Below are 15,437 nucleotides of genomic sequence, written 5' to 3'. Positions count from 1 at the left end.
CCCCGGAACGAGTCCGAGGTGACGAAGGTCTGGAATCGATCTATCGCTGCCGTTGCCCGGCGAAAGCCGGGGTCCAGAGTGGGAGAGGGCCAGCCTTGCGTGATGACGCCCTGGGCCCCGGCTTTCGCCGGGGAGCATGAGGGTCGCTTCCCACCCCAAAGCAATCACCGCGCCAATCCATCACCCCATGATGAAGGCGTTGAGCTTGTTGCCATCCGGATCGCGAAAATAACCCGCGTAAAACCCCTCGCCGCGCGGTCCCGGCGGACCTTCGCAGGTGCCGCCGTTGGCGAGCGCGATGTCGTAGAGGCGCTGGACCTGTTCCTTGTCTTTCGCTTCCAGCGCCACCATCACGCCATTGCCGACGCTCGCGGCATTGCCGTCGAACGGCTTGGTCAGCCCGATCCCCGCCGCACCGCCCGGCTTGCCCCACGCGATAAAGCCGTCGAATTCCATCATCCGCGGCGTGTCGAGTTCGGCGGCAATTGCGTCGTAAAAGATCGCCGCTTTCGCAAGGTCGTTCGTCCCCAGGGTCACATAGCCAATCATGATTCTTCTCCCGACTCGGTAGTGTTAGAACATAATAAGAACATCGATGGCGACGCGCAAATAAAAAGGGCGCCGGACCTGATGGTCGCGGCGCCCTTTCCATAGGCAATGATGCCGGGATTTATTTCAGCCGCACCGCGATGAAGGCCGACGGATTACCGCGGCGCAGGATTTCAAGCAGCACCGCATCACGGCCAGCGCGCTTGGCATCGGCCACCGCCTTGGCCAGTGCCTCACTGCTCGTTACCGGCACCCGGTTGGCGCTGAGGATCACGTCGCCGCGGCGCAGACCCTTGCGGCCCGCGTCGCTGTTCGCCGACGCGGCGCCGATCACCAGACCCTTGGTATTGGCATCGACCCCGACCGCGCGCGCGATGTCCGGGGTGACGACCTGCACCGCCAGGCCGAGTTCGTCCTGGATCGCCTTGTCGGCGGCGCCGGTCGCATCCTCGGGCTCGGTCTGCTCCGCTTCGGGATCGAAGGTGTTGCCGGCCAGTTCTTCCTCGGGCGGACGGGTGCCGACGAGGACGTTGAGGGTCATCGGCTTGCCGTCGCGAATAATCTCGAGCGGGATGCGCGTGCCGGGTTTGGTGTTCGACACGATATAGGACAAGGTCTGCTGCGGCGTGACGTCGCGGCCATTGACCTTGGTCACCACGTCGCCGCGCTTCAGGCCGGCCTTTTCGCCCGCCTGGTCAGGCTCGACGCGCTGGATGAACTCGCCGCGGTCCTTGGGCAGGCCCAGCGCCGCGGCCAGATCCTCGTCGACCGGCGCGATGCCGATACCGAGATAGCCGCGCTGAACCTTTTCGCCCGCGCGCAGCGCGTTGATCACCGGGATCGCCGCATCGGCTGGGATCGCGAAGTTGACGCCGATATTGGCGCCGACGGGCGAGATCAGCATATTGTTGATGCCGACGACATTGCCCTGCAAATCGAACAAGGGCCCGCCCGAGTTGCCGCGGTTGATCGCGGTATCGGTCTGGATATAGCGGTCATAAGCGCCGCCCTGCCCGATGTTGCGCTGCAATGCCGAGATGATGCCCGCCGTCACCGTCGAGCCAAGGCCGAGCGGGTTGCCGATGGCGACGACCCAGTCACCGACGCGCGCGGTGCGGCTGTCGGCGAATTTCACGAACGGCAGGCCGGTCGCATCGATCTTGAGCAGCGCCAGATCGGACGCGGCGTCGCGGCCGACGATCGTCGCGCGATATTCCTTCTGATTGGTCAGCGTCACCGTGACCTGATTGACCGCCTCGCCGCGCGGTCCGCCCGAAATCACATGGTTGTTGGTGACGATATAGCCGTCGGCGGAGATCAGGAAGCCCGATCCGCCGCCCTGCTGTTCCTGGGTGATCGGCTCGCGCGTCCCGGCAAAGGGATTAAGCCGGACGCCCAGCGTGACATTCTGCCTGGTCGAGATATTGACCACCGCGGGCTGCAATTGTTCGACCAGATCGGCGAAGCTTTCGGGCGCGCCCGAACGCGGCACGACCTTGGCGATTTCGCTGCCCTCATTCTGCGCGACCTGCGCGCCGACGGGGGATTGGGTGACCAGCGCCAGCGCGGTGCCACCCGCCAGCAAGGCCGAAGTGATGCCATAAACATAACGCACGATCGGTAATCCTCTTCTCATCCGAAAAATTCACTAACCCCGGCTGCGGCGGTCTGCGGCGCAGCGGCTGAACGCCAATTGAACATGAACGGGCGCTTTCGGTTCCATTCACCGGCGCGCCCGTCCGCATCAACCGCCGCTGAAACGCTTCAGATATTCATTGTCGGGCGACATGATGATCGACGTTCCGCCCTGGTTGTTCTCGCCCAGGAAGGTCTGGCGATAGCTTTGCATGGCGCGATAGAAATCGTAAAATTCGGGATCCTTGCCAAAGCTGGCGGCATAGATGCGCGCGGCTTCACCATCGGCGTTACCGCGGATGATCTGCGCTTCCTTTTGCCCCTCGGCGCGGATTGCGGTCGCTTCCTGCTGGCGCGCGGTGCGCATCCGGTTGTACGCCGCCTCGAGCGTCGCGCCTTCGGGCAGGTCGGCGCGCTTGATCCGCACGTCGATGACCTCGGCGCCATATTTGTTGGCCTCGCGGTTCAGCGCGATCTGGATATTGTCCATCACCGCGCCGCGTTCGGGCGACAGCAGGGTGGCAAAGGTGCGCTTGCCCAGCTCGTTGCGCAGCGACGAGCCCAGGATCGTCGCCAGCTGTTGCTGGAGCCGCTCCTCGGTTCGGATCGCAGTATACATCCGCACCGGATTGGTGATGCGGAAGCGCGCAAAGGCATCGACCTGCAACCGCTGCTGGTCGGTCGACAGGACCTGCTGGCGCTCCATGTTCACGCCCATGATCCGCTTGTCGATATATTGGATATTGTCGGTGAACGGGACGCGCAGCACCAGCCCGGCGCCCGAACTGCCAAACTCTTCGTTCGGCTTGTAACGGTTCACCGTACGCTCGATTTCACCGAAGCGCAGGATCAGCGCCTGCCTGTCTTCGGGAACGATCGCCAATGATTGCGACAGGATGACGAGCAGCGCGACGATGCCGACGAGCAAGCGCACGGGGTTCTGGGTCAGCGAATTCAACATCATTCGCCTCCTTTCGTCGCCGCGGCGGGCGGGGTGGGCGGCAGGCGTTTCTGGACCTCGTTCAGCGGCAGATAGGGGGTTACCCCACGCGCTTCGACGACGGTCTTGTCGACATTCGACAACACATTCTCCATCGTTTCATAATAGAGGCGCTTGCGGGTTACCCCCGGCGCCAGTCGATATTGTTCGTAAATCTGATCGAACGCCGCGGTGTCGCCGCGGGCGCGTTCCAGCACCTGCTGCTGATAGGCGCGTGACAGGTTTATCGCCGATTCGCGTTCCTGCAGCGCCGCGGTGACTTCCTTGAACGCCTCATCGACCTGGCTCGGCGGGTCGGCCTGGCGGATCGCGATGCCCTGAATCGATACCCCGGCGCGATATTGGTTGAGCAGATCCTGCATCCGTTGCTGAACCTGCGCCTCGATTTCCACGCGGCCGGGGCCGATGGCATCGGTCAGGTTGAAATTGGCAACGGTGGCGCGCATCGAACTTTCGGCGACCTCGCGGATCGTCCCTTCGGGATCGGACAGCTGGAAAAAGAACAGCTCGGGATCGCGCACCGACCAGCGCACTTCATACGCCAGGTCGATCAGGCTCTGGTCGCGGGTCAGCACGAAATTTTCGTCGGTCGCATTGGGCGAACCGACCGCCATGGTGCGGATGGCGCGCACGTCTTCCAGCCGGACGCGTTCGATCGGCGCCGGCCAGGTCAGCTTCACGCCGGGGCCGACGGTGCGCGAATAGCTGCCAAGCCGGGTGACCACGCCTTCCTTTTCGGGCGGGACGATGTGGACGGACGAAAAGATCACCCACAGCACCACCGCCGCGAGCACGCCCCATTTCCAGAATTTCGCCGAATCGCCCAGATCGAACTGGCCGCCGCCGCCCGATCCGCCACCACCAAAGCCGCCGCGCCCCTTGCGCAGCAGCTCGTCGAGCGCCGAAGGGCCGCGCGGTTTGCGGCCGCGATTGATGTCGATCGGATCGGGAGTCACCCACGGGTTGCGGGGGCCGGGCTTTTTGCCATCCCCCGAACCGTCACCGTCCCCGCTGCCTTTGCCGGGGCCATTGCCCCACGGGCTGTTGGCCATCAGGCTGATCGCCTCGAAAAATTGCCGCAATCCTCTGGGGCTGCGGCGTCCGGTGTTGCCGTCGATTTTGTCGTTCATAAGGCTTTTATAGGGTCGGCGCGCGCGATTAACAGGGGGTGCGCGCGAAAATGGGTAGCATTTGACCCGCGCATGCCTATCTGCCGCGGACATGACCGATCAAAGCGCCGATATCGCCCGCCTGACCGCCGCCGCCGCCGAGCTGAGCGAGGGCCGTACATCGGGGTTGCGCTTGCTTGACGATGCGGGATTGCTGGCGGTGGTGCTCGATCTGTCGGGGCTGGCGGTCGAGGATCGCAAACCGCTCGAAGACAAATTGCGCGCAGGCCTGCTCGGCGAGGCGGGGGTCAGCGAGGTCCGCATCGCGATGACGGCGGAAAAAAAATCGATGACGATCATCGCGGTCGGCAGCGGCAAGGGCGGGGTCGGCAAATCGACCCTCGCCGCCAACCTCGCGGTCGCGCTCCAGCGGCGCGGGGTGAAGGTCGGGCTGGTCGATGCCGACATCTATGGACCGTCGCAGCCCCGGCTGATGGACAGCGAAGGCGTCAAACCCGAATCGCGCGGGTCGAAACTGGTTCCCGTGCCAAACGCTTACGGTGTGCCGATGCTGTCGACCGGGCAGATCGCGGTGCCGGGTCAGGCGATTGCCTGGCGCGGCCCGATGGCGGGCAAGGCGCTGGAGCAGTTGGTCGATGCCAGCTGGGGCGACATCGACACGCTGATCGTCGACCTGCCCCCCGGCACCGGCGACGTCCAGCTGACGATGATCCAGAAGCACAAGCCCGCGGGCGCCGTGATCGTGTCGACCCCGCAGGACCTGGCGCTCATGGACGCGACGCGCGCGATCAGCCTGTTCCAACAGGCCGACGTGCCGGTCATCGGGCTGGTCGAGAATATGGCAGGCTATGTTTGTCCGCATTGCGGCGAGGTCAGCGACCCGTTCGGCAGCGGCGGCGCCGAAGCGGCGGCGAAGACGATGGGCCTCGACTTCCTCGGCCGCGTGCCACTGTCGATGGGCATCCGGCTGGCCAGCGACGGCGGCGTCCCGCCCGCCGCCGGAACCGACCCGGCGGGCGAGCCGTTCCATGCGATAGCGGCGAGAGTCGCCGAGTGGCTGCAAGCGCGCAAACAGGGGTAAAGCGATATGGCAATCAACGACGAAGGCGAAATCCGCGAATTGCTGGGACAGAAGCGCCGCATCGCGGTGGTGGGCGCCTCGCCCAACCCGGCGCGCGCGTCGAACGGCGTCCTCGCCTTTCTGGTTGCGCAGGGCCACAATGTGATCGCGGTCAATCCGGGCCATGCGGGGACGACGATCCACGGCGCCCCGGTTGTCGCGACGCTGGCCGATGTCGAACCCCCTGCCGAGATCGTCGATATCTTTCGTAACAGCGACGACGCCGGGTCGGCGGTCGATGAGGCGATTGTCCATGGCGCCAAGGCCGTGTGGATGCAGCTGGGCGTGATCAACGACGCCGCGGCGAAGCGCGCCGATGCGGCGGGGCTCGTGGTGGTGATGGACCGCTGCCCGAAGATCGAAATTCCGCGGCTGGGGCTACTGCAATGAAGGCCGCGCTGACCTTTGCCGCTGCCGTCGCGCTGACCGGCTGCGCGACGACCCCCGCCGCCAGCAATCCGCAGGACGCTTTTTTCGCGGCGCTCACCGCCCATTGCGGCACGGCCTATGCCGGTAAACTCGCCAGCAATCAGGACGCCGACGCCGATATGCGCGGCAAGGCGATGGTGATGCATGTCCGTAGCTGCACCAGCGACCGCATCGAAATCCCCTTCCACATCGAAGGGCTTGGCCCCGATGGCGGCTGGGACCGCTCGCGGACTTGGGTCATCACCCGGACGGCCACCGGGCTGCGCCTGAAGCACGACCATCGCCATGCGGACGGCAGCAAGGACGAGCTGACGATGTATGGCGGCGACACCGCCGACGCCGGGACCGCAAGCCGCCAGACCTTCCCGGTCGATGCCGAATCGATCGCGCTGTTCACCCGCACCGGGCGCAGCGTGTCGAACACCAATATCTGGTCGGTCGAGACGACGGCCAATGGTTTCACTTACGGCCTGAGCCGCGAGGGGCGCGATTTTCGGGTGACGTTCGATTTCCGCCAGCCAGTGGCACCACCGCCCGCGCCCTGGGGTTGGTGAGTATCCTCCCTGTCGCGCAGCGATGGGGAGGTGGCAACACGAAGTGCTGACGGAGGGGCCATAGCGCTGCCGTCGCAAAGCCCCTCCACCATTCGCTTCGCGAACGGTCCCCCTCCCCATCGCTGCGCGACAGGGAGGATCTCATTCGCACCAAAAGCCTTTGCCCTCGCGACTCGCCCCGCTTATCAGCGTCGGCGATGGTGGGCATTCGCGACACGGCTCTGAAAAACAAATCGCGGCTGCCGCAAGTCAGCCGCCGCCAGATGCTGGTCGGCGCCACCGCCGCGGGCGGGCTGGCGATCGCGTGGAGCCTGTGGCCGCGTGATTATCAACCGAACGTCACCGCCGCGGCCGACGAGCATGTTTTTAACGCGTTTCTGAAGATCGGCGACGACGGACATATCAGCGCGATCGTCCCGCAATGCGAAATGGGTCAGGGCGTCACGACGCTGCTGCCGCAGATCATGGCCGACGAGCTGGGCGCCGACTGGCGGACGATCGCGGTCGAAACCGCGCCGATCAGCCCGCTTTATACCAACACGCTGCTGGTCGACGAAGACAGCGCGGTGTTCACGCCGCGCGCCGGGGTTCCCGCTTTCGTGTCCGACGTGCGCCGTTGGGCGCGGCGCGAGTGGGCGGTGCGCCACGCGGTGATGCTGACCGCGAACAGCTCGTCGGTGCGGATGTTCGAGGGACCGTGCCGCGCCGCTGCGGCGCAGGCGCGCGCGCTGTTGATGATGGCTGCCGCGGCGCGCTGGGACGCCGATTGGGAAGATTGCGACACGCAGGATGGATTCGTCATCCTGGGCAAGAAAAAGCTGCGCTTCGGCGAGCTGGCTGCCGCCGCGGCATTGCTCGAACCGCCCGCCGAACCCGTCTATCGCGCCAGCAGCGGCGATCCCCTCTATGGCAAGGAACTGACGCGGCTCGACCTGCCCGCCAAGATCGACGGGTCGGCCAATTATGCCGGCGACATCCGCCTGCCCGACATGGTGTTTGCGGCGATCCGGCAGGGGCCGATCGGCGCGACGCGGCTGAAAAGCATCGATCGCAAGCAGGGTATGGCCGCGCCCGGCCTGCTTCATGTCGTCACCCATGAGCGCTGGGTTGCGACGGTGGCGCGCAATTGGTGGGCGGCGAACCGCGCACTCGACCGTTTTGCCCCGGTGTTCGAGACCGCCGGGACCCCGATTTCCACGACCCGCATCGACACGGCGCTGAAACAGGCGCTGAAGGACGGCGGTTATCGGATATCGCACACCGGCGATGTCGCCGAAGCGATGACAGGCAGGACCAAGGTCGTGGCCGAATATGCCGTCGCCCCCGCGCTGCACGCGCCCATCGAAACGCGCAGTGCCACCGCCGCCCCCGACGGCGCGCGGTTGCGTGTCTGGGTGGCGACACAGGCGCCTGCGCAGTGCCGCGATGCGATTGCCGCCGCCACCGGACTGTCGCCAAACGATGTCGTGTTGTTCCCAATGATGGCAGGGGGGTCGTTCGACGCCTGCCTCGACCATGGTGCGGCGGTGCAGGCCGCGATCATCGCGTTGCAAGTGAAACGCCCGGTCCAGCTCGCCTGGTCGCGCGCCGAAGAGATCATGCGCCTCCCACCCCGCGCGCCGGTTCGCGCGCGGCTGAGCGCGACGTTGAATGCCGCGGGGGGCATCGATGCGCTGGTGACGCGGATCGCAGTGCCGCCGACCAATCACGAGGTCCGCGCGCGGCTGTTCGACAATGTCCCCGCCGATGTGGCGCAGCGCGCCGCGGTCGGCAGCGCCGATGCCGCAGCGGTCGAGGGCGCGGCAAGCCCCTATGCCATCCCCCACCACGCGGTCGATCATTGCCCCGCCGACATCGGGCTGCCGACCGGACGCTGGCGTGGCAATGCCGACAGCTACACCGCCTTTTTCACCGAATGTTTCATCGACGAATTGGCGGCGCGCGCCGGGACCGATGGCTTGTCCTATCGCATCGCGATGCTGGGTGACGCGCCGCTGCTGGCGCGTTGCCTGCTGACCGCGACCAGCCTGGGTGGTTGGGAAGGCGGGGTGTCGGGGACCGCGCAAGGGCTGGCGTGCCATAGTATGCGTGGCAGCCATATCGCTTTGATGGCCACCGCGCGGCAGAGCGACAAGGGGTTACAGGTCGAACAATTGGTCGCGGTCGTCGATGCCGGGCGCCTCGTCAATCCGGCGGTCGCGCGGCAACAGGTCGAGGGCGGGTTGATCTTCGGCCTCGCCGCCGCAGTGGGTGCGACGACCGATTATGAAGGCGGCGTGGCGGCGGCACGCAAGCTTGGCCAACTTGGCCTGCCGCGCCTGTCGCAGACCCCACAGATATTGGTCGAATTTGTCGACAGCGACCGCGAGCCCGGCGGGTTGGGCGAAATTGCCGTCCCCGTCGTCGCGCCCGCAATCGCCAACGCGATGTTCGCCGCGACTGGTCGCCGCATCCGCCGCCTGCCGCTGTCGGCGCAGTCGCTATGACGGTCTCCCGGACAAACCCTATGACCCTGCCCCCCAACCATCCGCCCATCGCCGCACCCCGTATCGGCTTGCTGCTCGTCAACCTTGGCACCCCCGATGCGCCCGATGCGCCATCGGTCCGCCGCTATCTGGCCGAGTTCCTGTCCGACCGCCGCGTCGTCGAAATCCCGCAAATCCTGTGGCAGCCGATCCTGCGCGGAATCATCCTGTCCACCAGGCCCAAAAAGTCGGCGCACGCCTATGCGCAGGTGTGGACCGAAGATGGCTCGCCGCTCGCCGCGATCACCCGCGCCCAGAGCGAAGCGTTGCAATCGCGGTTCGGCGACAGCGTGCAGGTTGCTTACGCGATGCGTTACGGCAAACCCGCGATCGGCCCGGCGATCGACGCGCTGATCGCGGCCGGGTGCCAGCGCATCCTGATCGCGCCGATGTATCCACAGTATTGCGCCGCGACGACTGCGACGGTGGTTGACGCGGTCGGCGGGCATCTCAAAACGCTGCGCTGGCAACCGACGCTGCGCTATCTGCCGCCCTACCATGACGACCCCGCCTATATCGCCGCGCTGAAAACGTCGGTCGAGGCGGGGCTGGCGGCGCTCGACTTCACCCCCGACCTGCTGCTCGCCAGCTTTCACGGGATGCCCGAACGGACGCTGCACCTGGGCGATCCCTATCATTGCCAGTGCCGCAAGACCGCGCGGCTGCTGTCGGAAGCGATGGGCCGCCCGATCGAGGTCGCGTTCCAGTCGCGCTTTGGCCGCGCCAAATGGCTCGAACCCGCGACCGACACCCAGCTCGAAGCGTTTGGCAAAGCGGGACAGAGCGTCGCGATCTTTGCCCCCGGCTTTTCCGCCGATTGCCTGGAGACGCGCGAAGAGCTGGCGATCCGCGGCAAGGAGCAGTTTGAGGCCGCGGGCGGCGGGCGCTTTGCCTATCTGCCGTGCTTGAATGCCGAAGCGCCCGGGATGGCGATGCTTGAGACGATGATGCGCCGCGAACTGTCGGGCTGGCTATAGTTACCAACTGTTTAGGTCCATGCGCTAGATTGCTCCGACGCGGCACCGAAACGGTGTGATCGCGGCGATTTGGAGATATGGGATGAACGAGGTCCAATCGGCAGCATTGATGCTGGCCGGGGTCACGCTGGCCTTTGTGGCGGTCGTCTTTGGCGTGTGGTGGCTACGCCGTCCGCGCACCGTTCCCGCCGCGCCGCGCGCGCCGCGCGTTGCTGGTGAAAGCCGGATGCCCAAGCTTTCGCGAAAGGCGAAGGTGGAAGTCGAGCCCATCGAAATCTCCGCATCGCGACTCGCGCGCGTCAGCGGCAAGGCGCCGCTCCAGCCGCAGGCCGAGACCGACTATGACTATCGGCAAGTCCCCGCCCCTGTTGACGAAGCCGCCGCAGTCGAAGCCACGCTTGAAGCCTTGGCCTCCGAAGTCGAAGACGAAGCGCATCGGATCGAAAAGGTCGAGATCGAAGCCGTCACGCTCCGCCTGGTACCGCAAATCCCGCTGCGCGATGCAATTTCAACCAACAGCTGGCTCGGCGGTCGCCCGCGCCTGCCCGCAGGGATGGCGTGGCCGCAGATCGCCGGCGAGCCCGCCGACTTCCTCGCCCAGATCGACTGCGCCAGTCTGCCGCCCGCGCTGTGGGACGGATTGGGGCCGCGCGAGGGGGCGCTCGCCTTTTTCATCCATCGCCGCGGCTATCAAATGCAGGTGCTGCATCTGCGCGATACCGATGTGGTGGTGCCGCCGCCGCTCGCGCTCGATGACCCTGACGGTTGGTTCGGCCCGCATGGCGGCCTGCGCTTTGGCGACCTTGAACCCTTTGCGGTGCGCGCCTTTCCCGAATGGCCTGTCGATCTGGTCGCGGTACGCCCCGGCGAGGCCGATCCGCGGGTCGAGGCTGATCCGAACGAGGTCGGCGCGATGCTGTATAACCGCAGCTACGACATCGCCGACCCTGCCTTTCACCCCTTCGACTGGGGCAGCATGACCGCGATGGTCGCCATTCTGGAAACGCGGCTCGACCGGTTGACGATCAACACGGTGCCAATGCCCGGGGCAAGCGCCGAAGACATTGTCGCATCGGAACAGCGCGCCGCAGTCAACCGCGAGGCGCGCGTGCGCGCCGCTGAGATCATCGCCATCGTCCGCGAAAGCGCGACCCGGCAAGCCTTTTCGACCAGCGATGCAACCGCCGTCATGGCCGCGCTGCACGCCATCCACTGGGCCAAGACCGTCCATCGCATCGACCCGGAAACCGGCGCCGAGGTCCACGAGACCATCACCCTGCCGCTGACAACGCACCGCGCCGACGCCCATCTGTGGGTCCATGACTATCAGACGATCCTGTTCGACCGCGCCAAGCACGCCTGGTGCGCCAACCCGGACAGCCTGTCGGCGCCGATGCGCGCTTTCTATGAACCCTGGTGGCGCGACTTGGCCGCGCGCGAAATGGCGGCAATCGGGCATGAACCCTTCCGCTACGTCCATGATTATGACGAGGATCGCGACGCGGTGCTGCTCGAACTGCCGACGAGCGGGTTGATGAGCCGTATGTTCGGCGACGGCGACAATCTGGTCGTCACGATCGACAAGAGCGATCTGGCTGTGGGCGACTTTACCAAGCTCCGGGTGCAGGTGAGCAACTAACCCGTCGAATAGCTTTGCAATTGACGTTCCGGTAAACTTGCGGCGGCCGCGCGGGCAGCCTAATCATCGTGCGATAACTCTGTGGGAGTGCAGAATAAATGGCACGCGTAGCAATCGTCACCGGCGGCAGCCGGGGCATCGGAGAGGCAATCAGCCTCAAATTGCAGGAACAGGGTGTCACCGTCGTCGCTAACTATGGCGGCAATGACGAAAAGGCGCGGGCCTTCACCGATCGCACCGGAATCAAGGCGTATAAATGGGATGTCGGCGACCATGAGGCGTGCCTTGAGGGCTGCGCCCGCGTCGCGGCCGAAGTGGGACCAGTCGATATCGTCGTCAACAATGCGGGCATCACCCGCGACGGAACCCTCGCCCGGATGAGCTATGCCGATTGGGACGACGTGATGCGCATCAACCTGGGCGGCTGTTTCAACATGGCCAAGGCAACCTTTGGCGGCATGGTCGAGCGCGGCTGGGGCCGCATCGTCAACATCGGGTCGATCAACGGCCAGGCGGGCCAATATGGTCAGGTCAATTATGCCGCCGCCAAATCGGGTATCCACGGTTTTACCAAGGCGCTGGCGCAGGAAGGCGCCAAGAAGGGCGTGACGGTCAACGCGATCGCGCCGGGCTACATCGACACCGATATGGTCGCCGCAGTGCCGCCGCAGGTGCTGGAAAAGATCGTCGCCAAGATTCCGGTGGGGCGTTTGGGCCAGGCCGATGAAATCGCGCGCGGCGTGGCGTTTCTGTGCAGCGAGGATGCCGGGTTTGTGACCGGGTCGACGATGTCGATCAACGGCGGGCAGCATATGTATTGACGGGCCGAGGGCGCTAGCGAAGGCGTTCGCGTGAGCGAACGGCGAGCTGGCAACCGGTGGCGAAGCCACGGCCCGGCACGGCCAGCGGGGCGGCGATCCCAAAAGATCGCCGAACCCGTCTGACGGCGGGCGGCGGCTTTGCCGTCGCCACTGGAGCCACGACCGATGACCCAGCCCTTCTACCCTCCCGTCAAACGCTCGGTCACCATCGCCGGCCATCCGACCTCGATCAGCCTCGAGCCGATGTTCTGGGACGCGCTGGAGGCAGAGGCGGCGCGGCAGGCGCTACCGGTCAATGCGCTCGTCGCGCGGATCGATGTCGAGCGGATGGCGGCCGACGACCCCCCGAACCTGACCTCGGCGATCCGGCAGTGGTTGTGGCGAGGGCGTGCCGATTAGATCGCGGCGTAAACCGCCGTCCCGAACGCCGCGCCCTTGTCGGGCGCGTGATGCAGGAACAGCGACGGTTCGATCAGTTCGAGTTCCATGATGTGGAGCTTCCCCGTCGCATCGCCGACCATGTCGACGCGCGCGTAAACCGGCGGGGCTGGTGCGGCGGCCAGGGCCGCGGTTGCCAGCGATTGCGCATCGGCACTCGCCTCCCACGCCCTCTCGCGGCCGCCGAATTGTTCCTGCACGCGAAAGTCGCCCGCGGCCGGCCGTTTGACGATCGCGTGGCTGAATTGACCGGCAAAGAAGAACAGCGAAAATTCGCCTTCGGTCAGAATGCCGGGCATCAGCGGCTGGACGAGGCGGCGCTGGCCGAGTGCGTCCGCGGGAATCGCCCCGCCTGCCGCAATGCGGTGGGTGCCGTCGGCGCCGCCCGAAATCGCGGGTTTGACCACGACTTCTTCGGCGCCGAGTTGCAACCGCGCATCGGCTAGGCTGGCATCGTCCAGCGCCGCCACCTCGACCGTCGGCACCACCGCGACGCCCTTTGCCGCCAGTTCGGCGAGATACGCCTTGTCGCTGTTCCAGCGCAGCACCGGCACCGGATTGGCGACTGGCAATGCGTCGGCCTCCAGCCGGTCGAGCAGCGCGTACCACGCCGCGACATCGCGCTGATAGCCCCAAGCGAAGAGCGGCAGGATCAGGTCGTAACCCGACAGGTCGCCGGGATCGGTCCACACGCGCTGCTCGACGATCAGCCCGGCGCCGGTCAGCGCTGCCGCCTTGCGGGCAAAGGCGGGCTGCCATTTTTCGTAATAATCGGGCGCCGGGACCAGGATGGCGACGCAGGGTTGGAAGGGCATGGGCTCTCCTGAAGCCCCTCCCCTTCAGGGGAGGGGTTGGGGTGGGGTCTGTCGAGGTTGCGCAAGGCCGATGGACCCCACCCCGCTCGACTAAGGCCCGACAAGAGCCGGGCCAAGTCTCACTGCCCCTCCCTGAAGGGGAGGGGATGGTCGGTTACCGCCCCAACAACCCGCGCGCCTGCCCGGCGATATGCGACAGCATCGCGCCGTTGGGGTTGGGAATGGTCCGCGCGCGTTCAACCGTGGCGCGGAACTGTTCGACGCGCGGCGCATGATCGGCGAGCCATTTGGTCACTGCCGCGTCAAGGTCACCTTTGGGCAATCCCGCCAGGAAAGTCAGCCGCATCTGCTGGAAATCGCGCGCCAGGCTGTTGACCAGCAGGCGTTCCCATGGATCGCCGGGGCTCATATGCGCCGCCAGCGTCTGCGCCCAGTCGAGCCCGAGCGCCTCGCCCAGATGGGTGAAGGCGCTGGTCACCGCGACCTCGTCGTCGCCGCGTCGTTCAGCGAGATCGACGATGCCGATCGCGCCGTCGGTCTTGAACAGCCGCACGACCGCCGCGGTCAGCGCCTCAGGCGCGCCCGCGTCGAGCAATTGCTGGGTCAGCATGTCCCACTGGCGCTTGACCGAGGGGCTGAGCAGCCCATCGACGCTGGTGTTCAAGCGATCGACCCCCGGCTCAAGCCGCGCAACCACCGGCCCCGCCTGCGACAAGGTCTGCGTCACGCGCAGCAGATCGGCCATTTGTGAGGTCATCGCCGACGCCGCTTGCGCAAACAGCGACAAACGCACGCTTTCGGCGATTTTGGCATCATCCAGCGCGGTCCAGATCGCGGGCATGTCGAGCAGGCGCTCGACCGCGACAAACGCCGCGGCGATGTCGCCGAGCGCGCAGCCTTCTTCCTCGACCAGTTCGAACGGATGGACGATGCCCATGCGGTTGATGATCCGGTTGGCGATCTTGGTCGCGATGATTTCGCGGCGCAGCTGATGATCGGCGATCGCTGCCGCAAAATCGCGCTGCATTTCGGACGGGAACGCCGCGGCAAGATCGCTGCCGAGCGCCGGATCGTCGGGCAGGCTGCTGTTTTCGATCGCTTCCTGCAACGCCAGCTTGGCGGTCGACAGCAGCACCGCGAGTTCGGGGCGGGTCAGCCCGCGCCCTTCGGCGGCGCGGCGGAGCAGTTCGTCGTTCGCCGCCAGCCCTTCGACCTTGCGGTCGAGGCGGCCCGACGCCTCGAATGTCTCCATCAAGCGGACATAGGAGGCGACCGCCGCCGAGCCGCCCTTTTCGGCGATAGACAGCGCGAGCGCCTGAAGGCGGTTGTCTTCGAGCACCAGTTCGGCGACATCGTCGGTCATCCGCACCAGCAGCGCGTCGCGCGCGTCCTGCGCGAGGCGGCCTTCCGCCATTTCGCGGTTGAGCGCGATCTTGATATTGACCTCGTTATCCGAACAATCGACCCCGGCGCTGTTGTCGATGAAGTCGGTGTTGATCCGCCCGCCCTTCGCCGAAAAGGCGATGCGCGCCGCTTGGGTGGTGCCAAGATTCGCCCCCTCGCCCACCGCTTTCACGCGCAGATCTTCGGCATCGACGCGCAGCGCGTCGTTGGCGGGATCGCCGACCTCGGCATTATTCTGGCTCGCCGCCTTCACATAGGTCCCGATGCCGCCGAACCAGAGCAGGTCGGCGGGCGCCTTCAGGATCGCCGAGATCAGCGCGCCGGGGTCGATTTCGGACACCGACAGGCCGAGCAGCGTCTGCACCTCGGGGGAGAGCGGGATGCTCTTCTGGCTGCGCGGG

14 protein-coding genes are annotated in these 15,437 nt (G+C 66.0%); 8 read left to right on the top strand and 6 right to left on the bottom strand.

Going from position 1 to position 15,437, the window contains the following annotated elements; all coding sequences use genetic code 11:
• Positions 1–180: 180 nt before the first annotated feature.
• The 4 genes from VGN68_RS14465 to VGN68_RS14450 all read right to left on the bottom strand — a co-directional run bounded on the left by VGN68_RS14465 (position 181) and on the right by VGN68_RS14450 (position 4,314).
• On the bottom strand, positions 181–549 hold the full coding sequence (locus tag VGN68_RS14465; RefSeq protein WP_327477488.1) for a VOC family protein: 369 nt from the start codon (positions 547–549) through the stop codon (positions 181–183).
• Between the two features lie 121 nt (positions 550–670).
• Complete coding sequence (locus tag VGN68_RS14460) at positions 671–2,164, bottom strand: trypsin-like peptidase domain-containing protein (RefSeq protein ID WP_327477487.1); 1,494 nt, start codon at positions 2,162–2,164, stop codon at positions 671–673.
• A gap of 129 nt (positions 2,165–2,293) precedes the next feature.
• Positions 2,294–3,145, bottom strand: a complete 852-nt coding sequence (locus tag VGN68_RS14455) for a protease modulator HflC (protein ID WP_327477486.1) — start codon at positions 3,143–3,145, stop codon at positions 2,294–2,296.
• The gene (locus VGN68_RS14450; protein WP_327477485.1) at positions 3,145–4,314 is read right to left on the bottom strand and encodes a protease modulator HflK; all 1,170 of its coding nucleotides are present in this window, start codon (positions 4,312–4,314) and stop codon (positions 3,145–3,147) included. Before VGN68_RS14450 ends, VGN68_RS14455 begins: the two co-directional genes overlap by 1 nt.
• 91 nt (positions 4,315–4,405) lie before the next feature.
• Between VGN68_RS14450 and VGN68_RS14445 the strand changes: the two genes are divergently transcribed.
• The 8 genes from VGN68_RS14445 (at position 4,406) to VGN68_RS14410 (ending at position 12,778) form a co-directional block, all read left to right on the top strand.
• The gene (locus VGN68_RS14445; protein WP_327477484.1) at positions 4,406–5,395 is read left to right on the top strand and encodes an Mrp/NBP35 family ATP-binding protein; all 990 of its coding nucleotides are present in this window, start codon (positions 4,406–4,408) and stop codon (positions 5,393–5,395) included.
• Positions 5,396–5,401: 6 nt separating this feature from the next.
• Positions 5,402–5,824 carry a CoA-binding protein gene (locus VGN68_RS14440; protein WP_327477483.1) on the top strand — a complete coding sequence of 141 codons (423 nt, stop codon included), beginning with the start codon at positions 5,402–5,404 and terminating at the stop codon, positions 5,822–5,824.
• Positions 5,821–6,417 carry a hypothetical protein gene (locus tag VGN68_RS14435; RefSeq protein ID WP_327477482.1) on the top strand — a complete coding sequence of 199 codons (597 nt, stop codon included), beginning with the start codon at positions 5,821–5,823 and terminating at the stop codon, positions 6,415–6,417. Before VGN68_RS14440 ends, VGN68_RS14435 begins: the two co-directional genes overlap by 4 nt.
• Positions 6,418–6,614: 197 nt before the next feature.
• Positions 6,615–8,903: a xanthine dehydrogenase family protein molybdopterin-binding subunit gene (locus VGN68_RS14430; protein ID WP_327477481.1), complete on the top strand. Its 2,289-nt coding sequence runs from the start codon at positions 6,615–6,617 to the stop codon at positions 8,901–8,903.
• Between the two features lie 20 nt (positions 8,904–8,923).
• Positions 8,924–9,919 (top strand): ferrochelatase, encoded by a 996-nt coding sequence (gene hemH, locus VGN68_RS14425; protein ID WP_327477480.1) that lies wholly within the window; start codon positions 8,924–8,926, stop codon positions 9,917–9,919.
• An 82-nt stretch (positions 9,920–10,001) separates the two neighbouring features.
• Entirely contained in the window at positions 10,002–11,558 is a 1,557-nt protein-coding gene (locus tag VGN68_RS14420) for a DUF1963 domain-containing protein (RefSeq protein ID WP_327477479.1), read from the top strand.
• A gap of 98 nt (positions 11,559–11,656) precedes the next feature.
• Entirely contained in the window at positions 11,657–12,379 is a 723-nt protein-coding gene (gene phbB, locus VGN68_RS14415) for an acetoacetyl-CoA reductase (protein ID WP_327477478.1), read from the top strand.
• A gap of 165 nt (positions 12,380–12,544) precedes the next feature.
• The gene (locus VGN68_RS14410; protein ID WP_327477477.1) at positions 12,545–12,778 is read left to right on the top strand and encodes a ribbon-helix-helix domain-containing protein; all 234 of its coding nucleotides are present in this window, start codon (positions 12,545–12,547) and stop codon (positions 12,776–12,778) included.
• Here VGN68_RS14410 and VGN68_RS14405 read toward each other — a convergent pair.
• Together VGN68_RS14405 and VGN68_RS14400 are read right to left on the bottom strand one after the other, a co-directional pair.
• A complete protein-coding gene (locus VGN68_RS14405; RefSeq protein ID WP_327477476.1) occupies positions 12,775–13,632 on the bottom strand; it encodes a hypothetical protein in 858 nt (285 codons plus the stop codon). The two genes, VGN68_RS14410 and VGN68_RS14405, sit on opposite strands and share 4 nt — an antisense overlap.
• Before the next feature lie 154 nt (positions 13,633–13,786).
• Positions 13,787–15,437, bottom strand: a 1,651-nt coding sequence (locus VGN68_RS14400; RefSeq protein WP_327477475.1) for an NAD-glutamate dehydrogenase domain-containing protein, incomplete at its 5' end; no start/stop codon positions are given.

This window comes from Sphingopyxis sp., from assembly GCF_035998965.1.
Taxonomy (GTDB): Bacteria; Pseudomonadota; Alphaproteobacteria; order Sphingomonadales; family Sphingomonadaceae; genus Sphingopyxis.
The sequence above is the reverse complement of the archived record's forward strand: the minus strand, read 5'-3'. Positions and strand labels throughout refer to the sequence as shown.

Coding starts and splice junctions, on each gene's coding strand:
- VGN68_RS14420 (WP_327477479.1), top strand. CDS start 10,002: ATGAACGAGGTCCAATCGGCAGCATTGATGCTGGCCGGGGTCACGCTG.
- VGN68_RS14405 (WP_327477476.1), bottom strand. CDS start 13,632: ATGCCCTTCCAACCCTGCGTCGCCATCCTGGTCCCGGCGCCCGATTAT.
- VGN68_RS14410 (WP_327477477.1), top strand. CDS start 12,545: ATGACCCAGCCCTTCTACCCTCCCGTCAAACGCTCGGTCACCATCGCC.
- hemH (WP_327477480.1), top strand. CDS start 8,924: ATGACCCTGCCCCCCAACCATCCGCCCATCGCCGCACCCCGTATCGGC.
- VGN68_RS14430 (WP_327477481.1), top strand. CDS start 6,615: ATGGTGGGCATTCGCGACACGGCTCTGAAAAACAAATCGCGGCTGCCG.
- phbB (WP_327477478.1), top strand. CDS start 11,657: ATGGCACGCGTAGCAATCGTCACCGGCGGCAGCCGGGGCATCGGAGAG.
- VGN68_RS14435 (WP_327477482.1), top strand. CDS start 5,821: ATGAAGGCCGCGCTGACCTTTGCCGCTGCCGTCGCGCTGACCGGCTGC.
- VGN68_RS14450 (WP_327477485.1), bottom strand. CDS start 4,314: ATGAACGACAAAATCGACGGCAACACCGGACGCCGCAGCCCCAGAGGA.
- VGN68_RS14465 (WP_327477488.1), bottom strand. CDS start 549: ATGATTGGCTATGTGACCCTGGGGACGAACGACCTTGCGAAAGCGGCG.
- VGN68_RS14440 (WP_327477483.1), top strand. CDS start 5,402: ATGGCAATCAACGACGAAGGCGAAATCCGCGAATTGCTGGGACAGAAG.
- VGN68_RS14445 (WP_327477484.1), top strand. CDS start 4,406: ATGACCGATCAAAGCGCCGATATCGCCCGCCTGACCGCCGCCGCCGCC.
- VGN68_RS14455 (WP_327477486.1), bottom strand. CDS start 3,145: ATGTTGAATTCGCTGACCCAGAACCCCGTGCGCTTGCTCGTCGGCATC.